Below are 17047 nucleotides of genomic sequence, written 5' to 3'. Positions count from 1 at the left end.
CTTATTTTGAAATTGTCATTTCTTAAAAACTTACAAAAAACTTATAAGTTATATCTAAAAGATACATTGTCATTATACCGATTACTACCCATCCTAATAAAGCTGCCTTATTATTCTTTTTAGGTTTTGGTTTCATGTTTTCAGCCATTTCCTCTAATGTATGATTAATTTGATTTAGTGCATCTTCTTGACTCATATTCTCTCCATCTTAAAATTTATTTCAAAATAGATTTATTAAATACATTTAAGTTTTATGCATTAACATATTAATAAAAATCTATGTTTTAATTCAATGTAAAAAAAGTGCTAAAATCGTAGATATTAATGGTATAATTAGAATATATTATATATTGGTTATAATTCACTACTCAACTGTAAAATATTGTTTATTATAGGAGATTAATATATATATAAATAATAAACATAGAAAAACAGACATTTTGGAACTGCAAATATAATCCAATAAACAATACAATCAAACAAAATGTAACTAATATATTTAGAAGTGGAGAATAATTACTTCACTATCTTAATACATTAAGCACTATAGAAATGGTACATGCTGTCCTCTAGAATAGGACAATACGAGGTATAAAATAGGAGTGGTAAGGTTGAAATATTCAAAGAATAAAATAATTCATTTTTTTGTTTTTGGAAGCATTTATATGAATGTTGAAATCATAGCAAGAATTGTTGGAAAGCAACTTGTAGGATATAAAGGTATAAAGCCTTTGTCACTTATGGGCTATACAAGTTTATGGATGTTTGCTGTTGGAGGAATATGTGGGGTATTGATAGGAAGCTTAAATGATCATCCACGGTTTTATGATAAGAAAATATGGCAACAAATTCTTATCGGCGGTACCACAATAACTTTAGCTGAATTGTTTTCAGGGATACTATTAAATCTAATTTTGGGATTAAACATATGGGATTATTCAAAAGATTCATTCAATTTCATGGGACAGATTGAATTAAAAAACTGCTTACTTTGGTACCTTATGATTACCCCTATTATAATATGGTTTGATGATATGCTTACTTATTATTTATACAAAGAAGGAGAATCATATAATTTATTAGAAGTGTATAAAAAATTAATAAAGTTAAAATAAGTAAGGTTGGATAGCCTATTGAACTATCCAACCTCTTAAATAAAATCTAATCTTCTAAAATTTATACAAAATTATTAGCAAACTCTACCTTATCTCAACTTCACAACTTACTTTATCATCATTTAATACAATTGAGACTTTTGTGTTACCATATCTACCTTCTATAGCACTATCCTTCCCAAAGTTCTGAGAGATTTTTTCATCTAGCTCTTTTAAATCTATTTTTTCTGTAGACACAAGCCTTAAATATTTTTCAAATAAAGTTCCTGATACCTTAAACTTTTTAGGATCAAACTTACTTTTGTCTATCATCATTTCTAATGAAGATTTTATCTTCTCAGCATCTTGGTCTTTACCATATAAGCTCTTTGCCTCAAGACAATAAGAACAATTATAATTATCTACTGGCATTATATTTTGATAATACAAACTGTTCGGTTTCTTGTTCCCTTTTACGGTTGGATCACTAAAATTTATTTCATCTACTTTACCTGGCTTACCTTCTGTAGTTTTTTGCTTCTCAAGATTATCTTTTATAAAATCTCTAACTTTTGAGTATTTATTATTATACTCATCGACCATCTGTGAGCTTGTCATTGGTTTAGAATCTTTTTCACCATCTCTATATTCTTTTCCGCATCCTACTAATCCTATACATAAAGTTAACATCAAAATTAATGATACTGCTATATGTCTTTTTCTTTCAGTTACTAATCTCTTTTTTAACATTAAAATTTCCCCTTTTAATACATTTTCTTGTTTTCACGCTTAATTATACATCATATAAAGTAATAATTGCAAATTTTTTACACATTATGTGTGCAAATAAGCTTGACTCAATTAATATTGTATAACTACAAGAGGAGTGAGATTGCACTAAAAAGTTTTACTATAAATAATATCCTAGTTAAGAATATTGAATATTAACGGTAATCTTAGTTTTTTAATTTTATTATTTCTATATAGCAAAAAACTTGAAGCTATTTCTAATCCTCTAAGCAAATTCTCTTCTTTAGTTGCTCTAATTAATATCTCATATACATATGCATCATTTATAAGATTCCCTTTTAAAATTGCTGGCCCTATAATTTTACCCCTCCATGCTAATTTTTAATTAAACTTATATCACACTACTTCCCAATCCATAGCAACTATATCATCATGTGAAGGACACCATCTTTGAAAACTATGACCATCAAAAAATACTATCTGCTTATTAGTAACATCGTATGATAATTCCGAGCAAGGTAACCATGCCTTTCTTGAAATAGTTTTTCTACTATCCATTAATATTTTAAATATCTCATCAAATCTCAAGATACTACCATCCTCTCTGTTTATCACTTAAGTAAGTGTCTATTAATATCAAAACTCATATCTTCATAACCAAATTTCAAATTTGTAGATTCTAATGTTTATACTCTTTCATTTATAAACCAAACATCCATTTCTTGTGTTGAAGGTTTTTCAAATAAAGAATTTAATTTTACTAGAAGTCCTTCATCAACATAATATGCATTAGCTTCGCTTTTACAAACCTTCTGATTTCTTTCTTCAATATTTTTCTTCCAATCTTCATCTGAAATATCTATATAGTGCCATTCATAATCAATATTTCTTTCTAAATAGTATTTTGATATATTATTCCGCTCTTGTTTGCTCCAAAATCCAAAATCCAAAACAACATTGACTCCAACTTCAATAATTTCCTCTGTTTTTTTATAAAAATACTGCTTTACCTTCTCTACTAATACATCGTGCCTATCTCCAACATCATTTAGAGACAAATCAAATAATATTTCGTCACATGACAAAATAACAGCATTATTATTCTGTTTTAACAATTTCGTATAGTAGCTTTTCCCACTGCAAATCTTACCACATAATAAAATTACTTTTGCCATAATTTATCTTTAGTGAGTAAGTGTATAACAAGTACCAAATGCCCACTAAAATTCACCTCTTTCTTTTTATACTATTTTTTGTGTATAATATGTTAATAATTTGTGACATACATCTAATATCTAGTGTATAAGGTACTGTAAGCCCCTTATCATGGCTATTTATACACTGATTACATATAAACAATGTATACCGTATCTATAGACATTATTTTTAATTATATATAATTTTGGACATAAGTAAAAGACCTTCAGTTATTTGAAGGTCTTTTTATTATGTTCTTTATTTTGTTATATATGATTATCACATGCATAATATAGTCAAAATAAATTAGAAAATAAAGCTTGTCCTATTCTATAATTCAGTAGCATCACTAAAACATTTATATCCTATTTTTTTATTTATAATATTTATTCTTACACCTAAAATTCCATACCCATCTTTCCCAGAATTTTTTGTTTTAACTTCACAATTTGTACAAAAAAGCTTTTGTGATTTGCTTTTATAATCCTGCAAAAGATTAATATCAGGTAATTTACAATTACTATATACAGTACTACAACTTATTAAGGTGTTATTTATACCAGAAAATTCTAAATAATCTAAGAAAGGTCTTGATTTCTTAGAACCATGATGTGGAATTTTAATATAATGAATTTCTTCTGGTAATGAAATATTATCATAAAATCTTTTTATAGTTCTTTTTTCAATATCACTTGTGAACAATAAATTTATTCCTTCACATTCCATAAGTAATCCTATAGAAAAATGATTGTTTTTCAATTCTTTATTATCATATTGAGAAAGTACCAAATCATAAAATGGAGAAATACTTGTTATACAAAACTTATAAGGTTTTAATCTATCCTCGCTTCCTATTGAAAGATTAAGTAATTTCATATTTGCTTGAGCCTCAACAACATCATACATTTGAGTATCTCTTTTCTTTTTTACTTTTCCCCCTATATTTTCACATATACTTCTTGTTTTATCATCCAATTTATCACTTAACTCTAATAATGATTGAGGAATTATAATTCTTGTATTTTTATCTGAGTATTTATCAAATATTTTATCTATCCCTATAGAATGGTCATCATCTGGGTGTGTCCAACATAAAAAATCTATTTTTTCAATATTAAATTTATCAAGTAGTTCTATAGTTTTATTGATTTTATTCTCCTCATAACAATCTATGACTCCCGAAAAAATAATTTGTTTTTCGGGATTTTCACTTCTTATTAAAAATAAAATACTTTCACCTGCACTATTGTAGCCTATTAAATATATTTCTAAGAATAAATCTTTTACTTTGCTTAAGTGATTTTTTATAATTCCCATTCTGATTCTTCTAATTTTACATTTTGTCTATCTTGATAACAAACAACACCTTCAGTATATGTTCTCGAATTATATTTGCTAGAAAACTCAATAAATTTATTATCTTTTTTAAAATTAATTTCTATACCATTATTTTTTTTATTATTTAGTAAACTTGAATAATGGTTTTCATAAGTCTCCTTAAAATTAATCATTCTTTTTCATCCCCCATTCTACATTATCACATACACCCTTAACTAAATCATTAGTAAATTCTTTTGTAATATTACATCTAAATATGTGAAATAAATCATCATTTATATTAGTTATAATGTCGTCTAGTTCTTTTGTATCTTCAAATTTTTTAGGAATATCTTCTTCTTTTATGTATCCATCTATATCTAAAATTACATTATACGCTTTTTTATTTATGTCATTTTCTAAAAAACCTTCTTGAATAAATTTAGAAACATTAAATGAATGATTATTATATATAAAATTATCTACTGATTGCCTTCTAACATAATTAATCATTTTTGCATTGTTTAAGCAATCATTACTATTAGAAAAGAAACACTTCCCAAACAAATAATATAATTTGCTTTCTTTGCATATAACATTATTTATTTTCCTTATCCCAAGTCTAGTAAATTTAATAAATTTAAATTTGTCTTGTGCTAATAAAATCGCGTCACAAAAAATCAAAATATAATACTCAAGACAATATTTTTTTTCACAATCTATATTAAATATAATACAACTTTCACCAATTAATAACTGTGTATTATCTTTAGAACTTTGAAAAACAAACATTTGCTCTCGTTTAACTGTTTTCTTTACAATAAGATTATCTGAAGATGATACATCTGGGTCATTTATTTGAAATTCGACTTCATTAGTAATATTTTCATTTGTAAGATAAAAGCCTAAGTTATTTAATTTATTTTGTAAATCAGATACTAATTCTTGTATATTTACTATTCTTAAAAAATCTAATCTTAATATTACTTTACTAAGTAAATTTGAAGTTAAATCTTTTCTCTTAATTTCCTTCTCCAAAATTAAATTCCCCCTCTCTAAATATATACTACATTATATCATACTATATTATATATTTATGATAAATTTTATACTTTTTCATATAGTTTTCCACGAAGAATTTCTAACTGTTGTTTTAATCTTCTATTTTCATCTTTAAGTTCTTCCATATCAACTAATTGGATAATTAGTTTTTCTTTATCTTTTTTAAGTTTCTTTATTTCATCATAAAGTTGTTTTATCTTATCGTCTTTCGCCTTTATCTTATCTTTAGGTGTAGCAACTATACTATCATTAGGAACACCTTTTTCAATGGCTCTTAGGCTTAATATACGTTCTTTAAGAATATCATTGTTGTATAGAGTAGCCTTAGATACGCCTGCTTCCTCGGCTACTGTTTTAAAGTTAATTGTCTTAGTCTTGGAACGCTTTAACTTATCTATTGCTTTATTAACCTTTTCGATAGTTTCTTGGTTTTTCTTTTCAGCAAATTGCTTTAAGCCGTCTGTATTAACATTTCTCTTCTTCATTTATTTGATCCTCCAAACTATCTACTAATGGTTTTAAATACTTATATTTAACATATTGTCTTTCCCAAGAACGTTGTTGACCTAACTCTTTATATCTTGCCATTTCTTTTTCCATAAGGTCTAATTCTTGCTTTAAAATAGGATAGAATTTAACTTCGGTAACGTAGTTAGGACAATTATAGAAAAAACATCCATCACCATCAGAACAGTTGCCCCTTCTAAAATCATATAAACATACACCTGTCGGTAACGGATTAAAACTCATAGATTTTGATAAATTAGAAATTATAATATCAATCTCTTGCTCGGTTTTACCTCTAAACTGTTCATCAAGTTTAGTCTTTATTTCTTTTGCTCTAAGCCCAGCAATTTTAGAGTCTTTACCAAGTATCATATCTGAATATATTTCTTTAACTTCTTCTTCTTGCAAAGTAAGGTAATGTGAAGTCATTTCAATAGATACATGAGCAAACTGTTTCATAATATATGCTATAGGTACTTTTTGTTTGATAAGTTCTCTAACAAAAGTTGCTCTAAATTGGTGAGATTTCAATGGATATAAGTTACCTTTGCTATCTCTTATATCCCACCTTTTAATGAAATTTGGAAGTCTATTTTCTCCCCATTTGTCACCATTTAAAACTCTTATTCCATTATTTCTAATTATAAATAATTCCTTTAATCCACTTTCTGACCTTAACTCTTTAGTATATTCTTCAAGTTCTGTAACTACATTTTTAACTAATTCGTTAATGAATACTTTATGAATTATAGGTTCACCTTTTTCAGTTTTACTAAGAGTAACTTCAATATAATCATATCCATTATTCGTTGTATGAACACAACCTTGTCGAATAGATAATACCTCATTAATTCTAAGTCCTGTTTGACTTTGAATTATTATTCCTGCTTTAGTTAATATATTCTTTTCTTTTAATGCACATTGAAGTATTTTATCAAATACATCTTCTGGGATAGGTTTAGTTTTATTTTCTTTTAAATCCTTTTTAATATCCCATAAATCTAAAGATGTAAAATCTACAAAGATATTGATTTTAGGTACATTCCAACCCTTTATTTGACCTATTTTAATAATTTCTTCAACTACGATACAACACAAATATCCTGTACGTTGAGCAACCTTTTTATCTTCTTTAAGCCATAGAGCATAATCAAGGAATATCTCTTTGAATATTTCATTAAAGCTATCTATGCCATTTAATTTGCAATATTGAATGAATAAAGGTAATTGTCCATTTATATTGTCTCTTACTGTTCTTGGTTTAACTTTTCCTAATCTATAATAAGTATAAAGCTTAACTGTATGTTTCATATCTTTATTTTTTATAAAGTCAAAGTTGATTTTCTTTTGACTTTCCTTAGTTGTTTTAGCAGTTATGAAAAGCGATAAGTCCCATATATCATCAGTAAATTTAGAATCTCCAATTTTTATATTGCTATAATCACTTTCTGTAGTTATTGGTTGTAAATTCAACTTAGTTATTGCCATCTTGTATTTCCTCCAATCTCTTTACAATCTCTTTTAGAATTTCAATAGTAGGTAGAAAATGCTCGGCATAATGGTCGCCATAAATATTTCCCTCTAATTGCTTTTCTAACTCTGCTAAATAGTTCTTATGAGCCTGTAAATACTCTGGAGTAGTTATATATCTACCACAAGTATAACACTTCTGTCTTTTTAATAATCTGTCGCAAATCTTTCCATCATTGCAAGGCTTAGTGCAATAACCATCTTCCATCCTTGCTCCCTTATCCTTATTTTCTTTGAACCAAATTAAATCTTTCTTATCTGTTATAACCGTTTCATCAACTTTGTTGATATTTCCAATAATACCTATATTCTTAAATACTTCGGCTCTTTCTTTATCTTTAATATCAGCGTAATGTCGTTTCGTAGCTGTAGCAGAAGAATGTCCTAAGACTTCTTGTATAGCCTTTAAATCAGTTCCTTTGGATAACATATCAGTGGCAAGTGTTCTTCTAAATTGGTGTGATGTAAGATTATAATATTCACCATTGGTATCTCGAATATCATTGTTCTTAATAAAAGCATTAAACCACTTATGAATTATTCCGCTTTCTGATTTTACCCTCATTATTTCTCCAACATTTTTACCAGTCGATACTCTATGAATAAATAAATAATTTTTAATATTATCATCAGCCTGTTCTCTTAATTCTTTTGTATGCTCTATCAACTTTTCGACTGCGATAGCACATTCATTAGGAATAGGAATTGGTTGACGTTCCTTGCGGTTTTTATGGTCATACCAAGTTAAGGTGTAACCACTAATTAAATGTGGCTTAACACTATCAATAGTTAATTTAAGCATATCGCCAATTCTCATTCCTGTTGATTGTAAAATGATTATTCCATATTTGATATAAAAGTTTTCTTCGTTTACTAATGCTTTATTTATTTGTTCTAAAACTTCATCAGGAATAAAATGTATTTTAAGTTCTCTATTAATTCCTGCATATTCATTACCTGTAAATATCTCCATTTTAGGAACTTCATCAGGCATATATAGTTGCCCCCAACGAATGATATTCTTAACCGTTTTTAAACAATTTCTTTTCATTGAAGTCGAATATTTTTTATTATTTTTAGGACTTACTAAGGTATTTAAATATGACATCAAGTTGCTTATTTCTTTATTGGTTAGCTTATTTAAATTTGTTATATTGTTTAATTCAAAAAACTGATTAACTCTATTGAAGTTTGTAATAACTTCTCTATACAACCAATATAAAACTTTATTTCTTTCTCTATAATTTCTCCAAATATAAGCTTTAACAACATTTTTGATGCTATCACTTTTGATATATGAAAAATCAAACTTGAACTTTTCGCCACAATGTTGTGAGTTGCTATCATTATCTATTAGTTCCCATTTATCACCGTTAGGCATTTTACTCGCCACTTACTCCACCTCCAATTAAAGAACTCTTACTCCAATATCTACTTAAATTATCTTCAAGATATTGATTTGAAATATGAGTATATTGTTGAGTTGTTGTGATATGTTCATGCCCTAAAATTATCTTAACAACACTAATATCCATACCACTTTGAACTAGAGCAGTTGCACAAGTATGCCTTAAATCGTGAAATTTTAGTTGTATTCCAGTTTTCTTCTTAACTACATCAAAGACTTCATAGATCGCTCTATAAGTTAGTGGTTTACCTAAATTCTGCTTTTGTTGAGACACAAAGATATAACCATGCTCTGTATCAATATTATTTCTTTCTTCCATTATGAAATTATCTATTTCCTCTAATAAAATCATTGGAATATATAAATGCCTTCTTTTACCCTTAGACTTTATATTTTCTAATATACCAATTTCTTTTGAGGTGTTTGGATAAGGTATATCCTCAATTTGAAGTTCTAAAACTTCACCAATCCTCGCCCCTGTAAGATACATTATCTTAAATATTAACTTATCTCTCCAAGTGGGTAAGTTATTTAAGAATATTTCAGCATCATTATCTGATACTAACTTAAAAGTAGTTTTACTTTCTTTAACTTTGAATATAGATTGCTTAGTCTTATTATTGTTTCGGGCATGATATAGTAAACTTTTAAACATATCAAATGGTCTATTTACATCTTCCATTATGATAGGATTGTTTATTTCTTTAATCATTCCACAATACTTATAGAAATTATAAATTGTACTAAGTATTCTATTTATTGTCTTACCTGTACGCTTACTTTCAGCATAAACACTAACTACGTTGTTAGTGGCGTTAGGCTCTCTAAGATATTCTATAAACTCACCTATAATATTAGGCGTTACTTCGTCATATTGGTAATGTTCCTTATTCAAGAACTCCCAATATAACTTTAAATCATTACAATTAGCCTTTACTGTATTAAATGCTCTATCTTTTTGTCTAAGGTATTTCAGGTAGTCATATACAGGCTTAACTAATTTCATATCATTATCAAGTAGTACAACAATGTCTTTATTTTCATATCTTATCATGTGTAATTCCACTGCTTCTGTTCCTCCATACTTATTTTATATGTCTAATAAGTTTATATTACTATTATAATTTATATTAACATAATTATTCAATAGTAATACAAACTTATTAATAATATGTTTTAGTATGGTACTTGCTTACTCTTATACACTTTCTATCTATACTCTCTTATCATTGTATATTTCTACTATTCTATATAATTATCTTCTAATTTACTATCTATACTATACTCACTAAAGATAACATAATTCATCCCACCCAATATAAATAATTTTTATTAAGGCAATTATCTAACGCCAAGGCTTATACATATTATTGCATGCTTTTATATTTTATAAAAGTACTGAACACTTCGCATTTATAATTACTCTTCGTTGCAATAAATATAAGGAGAGACTATTAAATCTCTCCCGTTTTTGTTCTACTTGTCTACTTTGTTAAGTAAATTATTATACTCATTCAAAGCTTCATCAAGTTTTTGACTTGCATTAATAATATTAGGATCTAATAAATTTGTCTTCTCATTAATTAAATCCTGTAGCGCTTGTCTCATATTGCAAATTTCTTTACATATGCTGCTAATTTCTTCCATAATACCCCTCCTTTCATTATTTATGATAACAAGAGGAAAGGAAACTTATGTTACTAATTAGCATTATATTGATATAATTGTAAAAATATATTTATCTTCTCGATTATATATCCTGCTTCATTAAATTGAAATTAAAGTATGCATTAATTTATTTTTCTAGTGGATAGTAGGTAGTCATTAACTTTGCATGTGCTGTATCTAGCGAAATTATATTCTCTGCAAATTCTTCTAATGAATATTGTTGGCACCCCTTTGTTTCAAGCTTTGGCAAACTTTCCAGTTGATAAATAAATACCCTTTATTTTGTTGTTCTCTTTTTCTATATCTGTAATCCTTGAAAGTAAGTATACTTCTATGACTAAACTTTTAATATATCGTTCAACTTCGCCTTCAATTATATTTACACCATATAAACTTACATGCTCATGTCCTGGAAAATTTATATTTGTATGCCTAGAACATTTTCAGTAATGTTTATTAAATCTACTCAGCCTAGAGCAATTAATTCTTCAGAAACTGTGTATCCTCCATTGTTCCTCATTATTCTTCCTACATTGCCAAGACCTAAAAGTAAATCTGTCTTTTTAAATAATTTCCTATTTTGGCCTGTTTTTTTGCTATGATAGTTGCGGCACAAGCAAACCATCTAAAATTACAGTAATAATTGTATTTTGCATAATAATAAAAAAAACCAGAAATGCTAACCTTTAAAAAATTCATCATATATTAATAAACATCTCACCTTATTTCTAATTCTATAAATGTTAAACACTTCTTAATCTCCACTATATCAATTGTATATAGTCCTAAGGTTTTCATTCTATTAAAATACTCTGAACCAGCAAAAGTAAATATCTTATCGAATTAACTTTATCATCAACTCTTTTAACCTTAATTCACTGGATTCAGACACGCTCCTTGTTCATACTCTAGGGAAAAAATAAAGTGGTTAAGAATCAATGTTGGGCTTTCTCAAATTCAATTTTAACAACCATTAAATAAAGCTCTAACTACTATTGCTAATTATGAGAATGGATATAAAAATCCACCAAATCATATCTTAGAGTAAATTATATACAAATATAACTTAGACAAGAATTATTGTATTGATTAGGTTCTGTTATAAATCAATGTTTAGAATATATGTCTAATAAAAAGAGAGCCTTGCTATATGCATAATAGATGTGACATTTTGAAATTTATGTTATAATAAGTGATATTTAAAATTGTAATCTAATGAGCAATAGTAAATTTTTACGAAGTAAAACCACTATTTAGTTAATTAAGATATTTTAAAGAGGTTGGTTTATAATGTTTGAAAATTTATTTGATGAATTAGCGAGAAAATATAGCGAAGACTTTAATTGGTCTTGTATACCTTATACAAATAAATATTTTATAGAAGAAGCAAGGCGTGAAATAAAAGATATGGGGAGATTATGTACTCTACTATTAAATGTGATTCTAATGACGATGTTATGTATGTAATTAGTGGTGAAAGATATGTTATCATTCATTTAACCTATTCTAAAAATTTAGATAGTAGTTATCCTCATTTTATTTTATTTCAAAATGCTGAAGACGCATTTATTTATATTGAAAATAAATGTTTACAAGAATATAAATAAGTTAAGTTCGAGATGGATGAACAATCTTCATATGATTTCATTAACTAGATTATCTTTTGCAACTTTTGAATACTCATTTAAGCTTCCTAAATATTTCATTCTAGACTTATGTCTTTCTAAGCATCTAATTAATTCTTAAACTCCTTTTGATTCATCATATATCTCCTCATTCTTGTTTCCTTAAACTTATTTTTGCCCCTAACACCTCTCCTTATATATTGGTAATGATATATTTTTTACCCTCCATAAGTGCTAAGTAATTCCTGTATAAATTTATAACCTAGGCTTTTTATACCTAGGTTATAAATTTAATTATCTAACACAATTATTGCAAGGATCTGTTTTAGGACAAGTTGAAGCTGCTCCTTCTAAAATAGTTTTACTTCTAGCAAGAGATCTACAATTTTTATTATAATGATATGATTTCCCTCCTGGTGTCCAATAAACTATTCTATCACCTTTAGCTGGTTCATATGTAGTAACATCTTTTTGACTTGAACTACTACTACCACTTGAATTTGAACTTGTATTTGAGCTGAAACTTGAATTTTTATTATTGTCGCTTGAATTACTTGATGAAGTATTTGTTGAATTTGTTGAACTTGTACTAGCAATTTCTTTTTTTGAAGTATCATTTGGATTTATAGTTGAAGTGTTTTTAGTTTCTGACTTTGGTGTTTCCGACTTGGCTAAATTTATATTCCCTGTTTGAACTGTCTTATTATTGTTATTATTTCCAGCCACTTGATTATCAATATAATTTGTACTTACACGGCTATATATTAAAGTTATTAATACAAAAAAAGATATAGCCCCCTTAATCTTTTTATTCCAATTTGTTTTTTTCCACATCAAATATAAACCTATTGGAAAGAATAGAATCAATAATGTTATAACTCCTGAATCTTTTTCATACCATTTCTGTTTCATTTATATCCCCCTCTCCTTTTCATATTTAATTGTATAGATTTAGATAACTTTGTCAATATTTTGTATAATTACATTTAATATAGAAGATAATAAAGAAAAATGCGTTTAAAGCTTGATTTTCTCATTATTCTTCTTTTTGATTCTTTTCTCTTTTTTTCAATTTTAAAAGACTAGGTATGCCTCACCTAGTCTTAAACTTTATTCTATATAATTAAATTCTTTTCACTTCATTTTCCAAATTATCAATCTTGCCTGCAATTTCAATATCTTTTTGATTTATATTATTTTCATTCTCTCTTAAAATGTTTTGTATTTCTTTTAATTCTTATATAAACTTCTCATCACTCTTTTTATTTTTCTTTTCTTTTATACTTTGAACTTGTTTTGTTACAATTTCTTGTTCTCTTTTTTATATAAGTTATCTTTACCGGTAATAATTATATTTTACACAATAAAAAAAGGCCACAAATACTAGCCTTTCAAAAATTCATAATATATTAGTAAGCATCTCCCCCTGTATATAAGTCCATAAATGTTAAACAATCCTTATGTACAAATTAAATAACAATCAATAGAAGTACCTATTTTCCTTCTTTCAATCTTTCTAACTGTTTACAGTTGTTTTCTTTTATCATGTCACTACATAAGAATCTTTGATTCGCAGTTCCAGAATATATACATTCTTTGTAAATATTCATAAATTCATCTTCATTTTCTTGGTACAGATTAAATTCTTCTTCTGAAATACTAAAATATTGTTCGTACCATGCTATCCCACATATCGTAATAGCCATTATATATTCATCTCTAATCAAATCTATCCCAAGACAAAACAGTTTGGAATTATTAACTTTTATACTTTGAAATTTCATTTTATTCCCCCACAGTTGTTAGACTGATTTGTATTATCTTAATACCATTGTGTAATAAATTGTAGTCAATCTATATGCTAATTAATTTATATTTTTATTTTTTGTATGTGTCTACTTAACAGGGGTCAGTTCATTTTGCCTTACCTTAATTCATCTTTTAAGAATATTATGAATGAGTTTTTCTCTTACTAACTTTCTTAAACATATATAATACTAAAAGTTCACTGATTAGTATAATTAAAATTGCTGTAAGAATAACTACTGTTATTTCCCATAGTTTAAGTGGTGTTTGTAGTAGAGCATAATACATGCAACTAATTGAAATAACAAATATTAATAGTTCTATAGTGATTGTTGTTTTTTGTTTATTCCTTTTATACATGTTAATCCCCCAAATAAATAATATTTTACCATTTAATAATAAATTATAGTTAATATATGCTCTAATTATAACAGTAATCTCAATATAATGTGTATATTTATACAAACACCAGCTCTCTTTCCTTGAAGTCTCCTGCTTTTCTATAATCATGAGCTACATTGCATTGAACCATAAAATTCTTTACTTTTACTGTTTCTTTATCATTTTCAAATAGTTCAAGCCATTTGAACCAGTACATATAGTTAAACACTCTAAACTGGCATTTTTCCTATAAATATTTATATATTTATATTTTTATATTTAAATAGTTTTATTTTTAGACTATGTTATAAGATAGTATTTAAAAAGCAGATTAAGGAAAGCCTTTTTAGCTTCACTTAATCTGCTTTTGAGAAAATTGTATTATATATTATACTGAAAATTTCTTAAAATCAATGACTGCAATTATTGCCTTTTCTCATATTAGCACTTTCTTCAAGAAGTTCTTCAAGTGGACGATAAGTTCCACCCCAATACTCAAAAGCTTTCATTCCTTCGTCTTCTAAAACTGGTCCAACGAGATTAATTGATACTCCCATTTTCTTCATGATAGTTTCATATTCAATTAACTCTGGTTCAAATGGTAATAACAAATTAAATGTTTTATAAGATACTCCATATACTATGTTCTTAATTCCAAGTGAAGCAATTGCCATCATGCAATGAGTGCATGGCGCGCAACTCGTATATAAAATGGATTTTTCTAAAATACTATCTTAATATTTATTGGCACATTTATGAACTAAATTAAACTCTGCATGACCAAATAATCCATTTTTATAATCTGCTGTATTCTCTGCTTCCTCAAGAATTTCCCCACCACTAACTAATATAGCACCGAAGGTATCATATCCTTTTTTTCCAGTATTCACTGCTAACTCATAACATCTTTTAATATATAATTCATGTTTGTTATTATTCATCACTATTCCTTCCAAAACATGAATCAAATCATGTTTCCTAAAAATATATTCTTTCTGCAAAATTTATAATTGCCTTATTAAATAAAACTCCCATAATCAACACCCTTTCCTTCACCTTTTTCATTGGATTATAGTAATAAATGCCAAAGAATACGTAAATAGCCCATAGCATAATATTTCACTATTATTCAGTAAATTACAGTTAATATATACTCTAATTATAACATAAAAAACACTTCATCAGCATCATATTTAAACATTGATTTAAAACAAAGCCTATTTTAAAATATAAACAGCACCTAAAGTATATCTAATAAAAAAGAGAAAGTTGTTTTATGTATAGTAGATGTAGAATTTTACAATTTGTGTTATAATAAGCTATATTTGAAACTGTAATCTAATGAGAGGAAGTCGATGTTTTAATGAAGCCATACATTTCTCAACCTAAAGGTAGTATGAGTTGTGGTGCATATTCAATTGCTTACTATTTATGGGAAACCAATAAATCTCAGCATATAAATGATAGAACTTTTGTTGATAATATTTATAACAAAATTCAATTAGGTCCAAATAATATTGGTATCCATGAAGCTTGTGCAAATCCAGAAAAGATGGCCATAGAATTAAGTGAAACATGGTATTCAAATTCCTATATGTGTATGTTGCCTAATAGTCCACTTATACAACTTGCAAATGGATTTAACATATCTTTTGCAAATATAAATGCTATTGATAAAGTAAAATCAGGTGCTAACAAATATGCAATTATTTTGTGCAATTCAGAAAAGTCTGTTAGAGCATTACATTATATACTTATCAAATATGAAGATAATACATTGAAAATGTTAAATTCATCTGCTATCTATGGTAATGGTATTGATAATGTTCTTTGGGAGAATTTTATTATCGAATCTAACGGTAAGCTTAAATTAGAAAGGGATACTCCATACTTGTATACAGGAGCAGGAATTCTTATAAAATAATCTTATGAAAAATTATCTATAAGTCACATTTTTCTTATATTGAAAATTATGGGTGGACAATTCTACCTATAATTTTCAACACAATTTTTCACAGATCCTTATTGCAAAATTGTTTAATATAAACAGCACCTAAAGTATAGTCAATACGCTTCTTAATAAATTCTAATTTATTTTTCATCGAATTCCAAATGCACTTAAAAAATTCTTTAACCCAATGAATGCAATTCCTATAACAAATAATATGATAAATGATAATAAAGGAATTGTTGCTAGTCTTTTCTTTATCTCATAAAATTCTAGACCTAGCCACATAGTCACAGGTAAAATTGCTATACTCCACAATATCAGTGCAATAATACCTTCTACAATATAAATATCTACTTCACTTCCCAAGTCGTAGTCATATCCTTTACCATGACCTGTGATATCCATATATATTAGGCCAATCCAAAGCGGAGATATAAAAGCAATTATACCCTGCCATAGAAAAGCAATGGCCAGTTTTACCTTTTTCATAATTAGGTTTCCCCTCCAATTTTTACATCTTAATTCAAGTATATTATACTATTTTTACCCAACATCGCATATTCAATTTCAAAATCACAAGTTTATTAATTTGATTTGTGCTACCTTTTAATATTTAGAGTGAGAATCTATAACCTTATTTTAAGGTACCTATGCCGATAGTTTGGACATAATCTCACTATACTAACTCAATTTATTTTAAAATTGCTTAATATAGAAGTTTTTATATTCTAATACTCTGTAGAATATTAGA

At 26.9% G+C, this 17047-nt stretch carries 21 protein-coding genes and 2 pseudogenes; 3 read left to right on the top strand and 20 right to left on the bottom strand.

What is annotated here, in order from left to right; all coding sequences use genetic code 11:
• Window positions 1-22 precede the first annotated feature (22 nt).
• On the bottom strand, window positions 23-196 hold the full coding sequence (locus OCU47_RS07500; protein WP_261827976.1) for a hypothetical protein: 174 nt from the start codon (window positions 194-196) through the stop codon (window positions 23-25).
• Between the two features lie 415 nt (window positions 197-611).
• Here OCU47_RS07500 and OCU47_RS07495 point away from each other — a divergent pair, with 415 nt between their 5' ends.
• Complete coding sequence (locus tag OCU47_RS07495) at window positions 612-1115, top strand: putative ABC transporter permease (protein WP_261827975.1); 504 nt, start codon at window positions 612-614, stop codon at window positions 1113-1115.
• Window positions 1116-1199: 84 nt separating this feature from the next.
• On the opposite strand, the gene OCU47_RS07490 is transcribed toward OCU47_RS07495, so the two are convergent.
• From OCU47_RS07490 to OCU47_RS07435, 12 genes and pseudogenes are all read right to left on the bottom strand, one after another.
• The gene (locus OCU47_RS07490) at window positions 1200-1844 is read right to left on the bottom strand and encodes a hypothetical protein (RefSeq protein WP_261827974.1); all 645 of its coding nucleotides are present in this window, start codon (window positions 1842-1844) and stop codon (window positions 1200-1202) included.
• A gap of 396 nt (window positions 1845-2240) precedes the next feature.
• Complete coding sequence (locus tag OCU47_RS07485) at window positions 2241-2432, bottom strand: Thoeris anti-defense Tad2 family protein (protein ID WP_261827973.1); 192 nt, start codon at window positions 2430-2432, stop codon at window positions 2241-2243.
• A gap of 98 nt (window positions 2433-2530) precedes the next feature.
• Window positions 2531-3019, bottom strand: coding sequence for a P-loop nucleotide/nucleoside kinase family protein (locus tag OCU47_RS07480; protein WP_261827972.1), 489 nt, complete (start codon window positions 3017-3019; stop codon window positions 2531-2533).
• Window positions 3020-3371: 352 nt separating this feature from the next.
• Window positions 3372-4358, bottom strand: a complete 987-nt coding sequence (locus OCU47_RS07475) for a ComEC/Rec2 family competence protein (protein WP_261827971.1) — start codon at window positions 4356-4358, stop codon at window positions 3372-3374.
• Window positions 4346-4552: a hypothetical protein gene (locus OCU47_RS07470; protein WP_261827970.1), complete on the bottom strand. Its 207-nt coding sequence runs from the start codon at window positions 4550-4552 to the stop codon at window positions 4346-4348. The genes OCU47_RS07475 and OCU47_RS07470 overlap by 13 nt, the downstream gene beginning before the upstream one ends.
• Window positions 4545-5396, bottom strand: a complete 852-nt coding sequence (locus tag OCU47_RS07465; protein ID WP_261827969.1) for a TIGR04255 family protein — start codon at window positions 5394-5396, stop codon at window positions 4545-4547. Before OCU47_RS07465 ends, OCU47_RS07470 begins: the two co-directional genes overlap by 8 nt.
• A gap of 68 nt (window positions 5397-5464) precedes the next feature.
• Entirely contained in the window at window positions 5465-5905 is a 441-nt protein-coding gene (locus tag OCU47_RS07460; protein ID WP_261827968.1) for a DUF6262 family protein, read from the bottom strand.
• A complete protein-coding gene (locus OCU47_RS07455; protein WP_261827967.1) occupies window positions 5886-7415 on the bottom strand; it encodes a tyrosine-type recombinase/integrase in 1530 nt (509 codons plus the stop codon). Before OCU47_RS07455 ends, OCU47_RS07460 begins: the two co-directional genes overlap by 20 nt.
• Complete coding sequence (locus tag OCU47_RS07450; RefSeq protein WP_261827966.1) at window positions 7402-8850, bottom strand: tyrosine-type recombinase/integrase; 1449 nt, start codon at window positions 8848-8850, stop codon at window positions 7402-7404. The genes OCU47_RS07455 and OCU47_RS07450 overlap by 14 nt, the downstream gene beginning before the upstream one ends.
• On the bottom strand, window positions 8840-9931 hold the full coding sequence (locus tag OCU47_RS07445) for a tyrosine-type recombinase/integrase (protein ID WP_261827965.1): 1092 nt from the start codon (window positions 9929-9931) through the stop codon (window positions 8840-8842). Before OCU47_RS07445 ends, OCU47_RS07450 begins: the two co-directional genes overlap by 11 nt.
• 410 nt (window positions 9932-10341) lie before the next feature.
• Window positions 10342-10512: an aspartyl-phosphate phosphatase Spo0E family protein gene (locus OCU47_RS07440; RefSeq protein WP_261827964.1), complete on the bottom strand. Its 171-nt coding sequence runs from the start codon at window positions 10510-10512 to the stop codon at window positions 10342-10344.
• Between the two features lie 151 nt (window positions 10513-10663).
• Window positions 10664-11211: pseudogene (locus tag OCU47_RS07435) on the bottom strand (hypothetical protein); the annotation flags it as partial.
• A gap of 612 nt (window positions 11212-11823) precedes the next feature.
• On the opposite strand from OCU47_RS07435, the gene OCU47_RS07430 reads away from it, so the two are divergent.
• Entirely contained in the window at window positions 11824-12000 is a 177-nt protein-coding gene (locus OCU47_RS07430) for a hypothetical protein (RefSeq protein WP_261827963.1), read from the top strand.
• Between the two features lie 452 nt (window positions 12001-12452).
• Here the strand turns inward: OCU47_RS07430 and OCU47_RS07425 are convergent, their stop codons facing one another.
• The 6 genes and pseudogenes from OCU47_RS07425 to OCU47_RS07400 all read right to left on the bottom strand — a co-directional run bounded on the left by OCU47_RS07425 (window position 12453) and on the right by OCU47_RS07400 (window position 15286).
• Window positions 12453-13070 (bottom strand): hypothetical protein, encoded by a 618-nt coding sequence (locus OCU47_RS07425; RefSeq protein ID WP_261827962.1) that lies wholly within the window; start codon window positions 13068-13070, stop codon window positions 12453-12455.
• Between the two features lie 581 nt (window positions 13071-13651).
• On the bottom strand, window positions 13652-13942 hold the full coding sequence (locus tag OCU47_RS07420) for a hypothetical protein (RefSeq protein ID WP_261827961.1): 291 nt from the start codon (window positions 13940-13942) through the stop codon (window positions 13652-13654).
• Between the two features lie 166 nt (window positions 13943-14108).
• Window positions 14109-14324, bottom strand: coding sequence for a hypothetical protein (locus tag OCU47_RS07415; protein WP_261827960.1), 216 nt, complete (start codon window positions 14322-14324; stop codon window positions 14109-14111).
• A 97-nt stretch (window positions 14325-14421) separates the two neighbouring features.
• A pseudogene (locus OCU47_RS07410) lies at window positions 14422-14574 on the bottom strand (IS1595 family transposase); the annotation flags it as partial.
• A 181-nt stretch (window positions 14575-14755) separates the two neighbouring features.
• Window positions 14756-15058, bottom strand: a complete 303-nt coding sequence (locus OCU47_RS07405) for a hypothetical protein (RefSeq protein ID WP_261830598.1) — start codon at window positions 15056-15058, stop codon at window positions 14756-14758.
• Between the two features lie 21 nt (window positions 15059-15079).
• Window positions 15080-15286: a tRNA-specific adenosine deaminase gene (locus OCU47_RS07400; protein ID WP_261827959.1), complete on the bottom strand. Its 207-nt coding sequence runs from the start codon at window positions 15284-15286 to the stop codon at window positions 15080-15082.
• A gap of 422 nt (window positions 15287-15708) precedes the next feature.
• Between OCU47_RS07400 and OCU47_RS07395 the strand changes: the two genes are divergently transcribed.
• On the top strand, window positions 15709-16269 hold the full coding sequence (locus OCU47_RS07395; protein WP_261827958.1) for a hypothetical protein: 561 nt from the start codon (window positions 15709-15711) through the stop codon (window positions 16267-16269).
• Between the two features lie 174 nt (window positions 16270-16443).
• Here the strand turns inward: OCU47_RS07395 and OCU47_RS07390 are convergent, their stop codons facing one another.
• Window positions 16444-16785: a hypothetical protein gene (locus OCU47_RS07390; protein WP_261827957.1), complete on the bottom strand. Its 342-nt coding sequence runs from the start codon at window positions 16783-16785 to the stop codon at window positions 16444-16446.
• Between the last annotated feature and the right edge of the window lie 262 nt (window positions 16786-17047).

This window comes from Clostridium sp. TW13 (assembly GCF_024345225.1).
GTDB lineage: Bacteria > Bacillota > Clostridia > Clostridiales > Clostridiaceae > Inconstantimicrobium > Inconstantimicrobium mannanitabidum.
The sequence above is the reverse complement of the archived record's forward strand: the minus strand, read 5'-3'. Positions and strand labels throughout refer to the sequence as shown.

Excerpts from the sequence above, each read along its gene's own strand:
- OCU47_RS07500 (WP_261827976.1), bottom strand. The coding sequence starts at position 196 with ATGAGTCAAGAAGATGCACTAAATCAAATTAATCATACATTAGAGGAA.
- OCU47_RS07490 (WP_261827974.1), bottom strand. The coding sequence starts at position 1,844 with ATGTTAAAAAAGAGATTAGTAACTGAAAGAAAAAGACATATAGCAGTA.
- OCU47_RS07480 (WP_261827972.1), bottom strand. The coding sequence starts at position 3,019 with ATGGCAAAAGTAATTTTATTATGTGGTAAGATTTGCAGTGGGAAAAGC.
- OCU47_RS07475 (WP_261827971.1), bottom strand. The coding sequence starts at position 4,358 with ATGGGAATTATAAAAAATCACTTAAGCAAAGTAAAAGATTTATTCTTA.
- OCU47_RS07470 (WP_261827970.1), bottom strand. The coding sequence starts at position 4,552 with ATGATTAATTTTAAGGAGACTTATGAAAACCATTATTCAAGTTTACTA.
- OCU47_RS07460 (WP_261827968.1), bottom strand. The coding sequence starts at position 5,905 with ATGAAGAAGAGAAATGTTAATACAGACGGCTTAAAGCAATTTGCTGAA.
- OCU47_RS07455 (WP_261827967.1), bottom strand. The coding sequence starts at position 7,415 with ATGGCAATAACTAAGTTGAATTTACAACCAATAACTACAGAAAGTGAT.
- OCU47_RS07440 (WP_261827964.1), bottom strand. The coding sequence starts at position 10,512 with ATGGAAGAAATTAGCAGCATATGTAAAGAAATTTGCAATATGAGACAA.
- OCU47_RS07430 (WP_261827963.1), top strand. The coding sequence starts at position 11,824 with ATGTTTGAAAATTTATTTGATGAATTAGCGAGAAAATATAGCGAAGAC.
- OCU47_RS07425 (WP_261827962.1), bottom strand. The coding sequence starts at position 13,070 with ATGAAACAGAAATGGTATGAAAAAGATTCAGGAGTTATAACATTATTG.
- OCU47_RS07420 (WP_261827961.1), bottom strand. The coding sequence starts at position 13,942 with ATGAAATTTCAAAGTATAAAAGTTAATAATTCCAAACTGTTTTGTCTT.
- OCU47_RS07415 (WP_261827960.1), bottom strand. The coding sequence starts at position 14,324 with ATGTATAAAAGGAATAAACAAAAAACAACAATCACTATAGAACTATTA.
- OCU47_RS07400 (WP_261827959.1), bottom strand. The coding sequence starts at position 15,286 with ATGAATAATAACAAACATGAATTATATATTAAAAGATGTTATGAGTTA.
- OCU47_RS07395 (WP_261827958.1), top strand. The coding sequence starts at position 15,709 with ATGAAGCCATACATTTCTCAACCTAAAGGTAGTATGAGTTGTGGTGCA.
- OCU47_RS07390 (WP_261827957.1), bottom strand. The coding sequence starts at position 16,785 with ATGAAAAAGGTAAAACTGGCCATTGCTTTTCTATGGCAGGGTATAATT.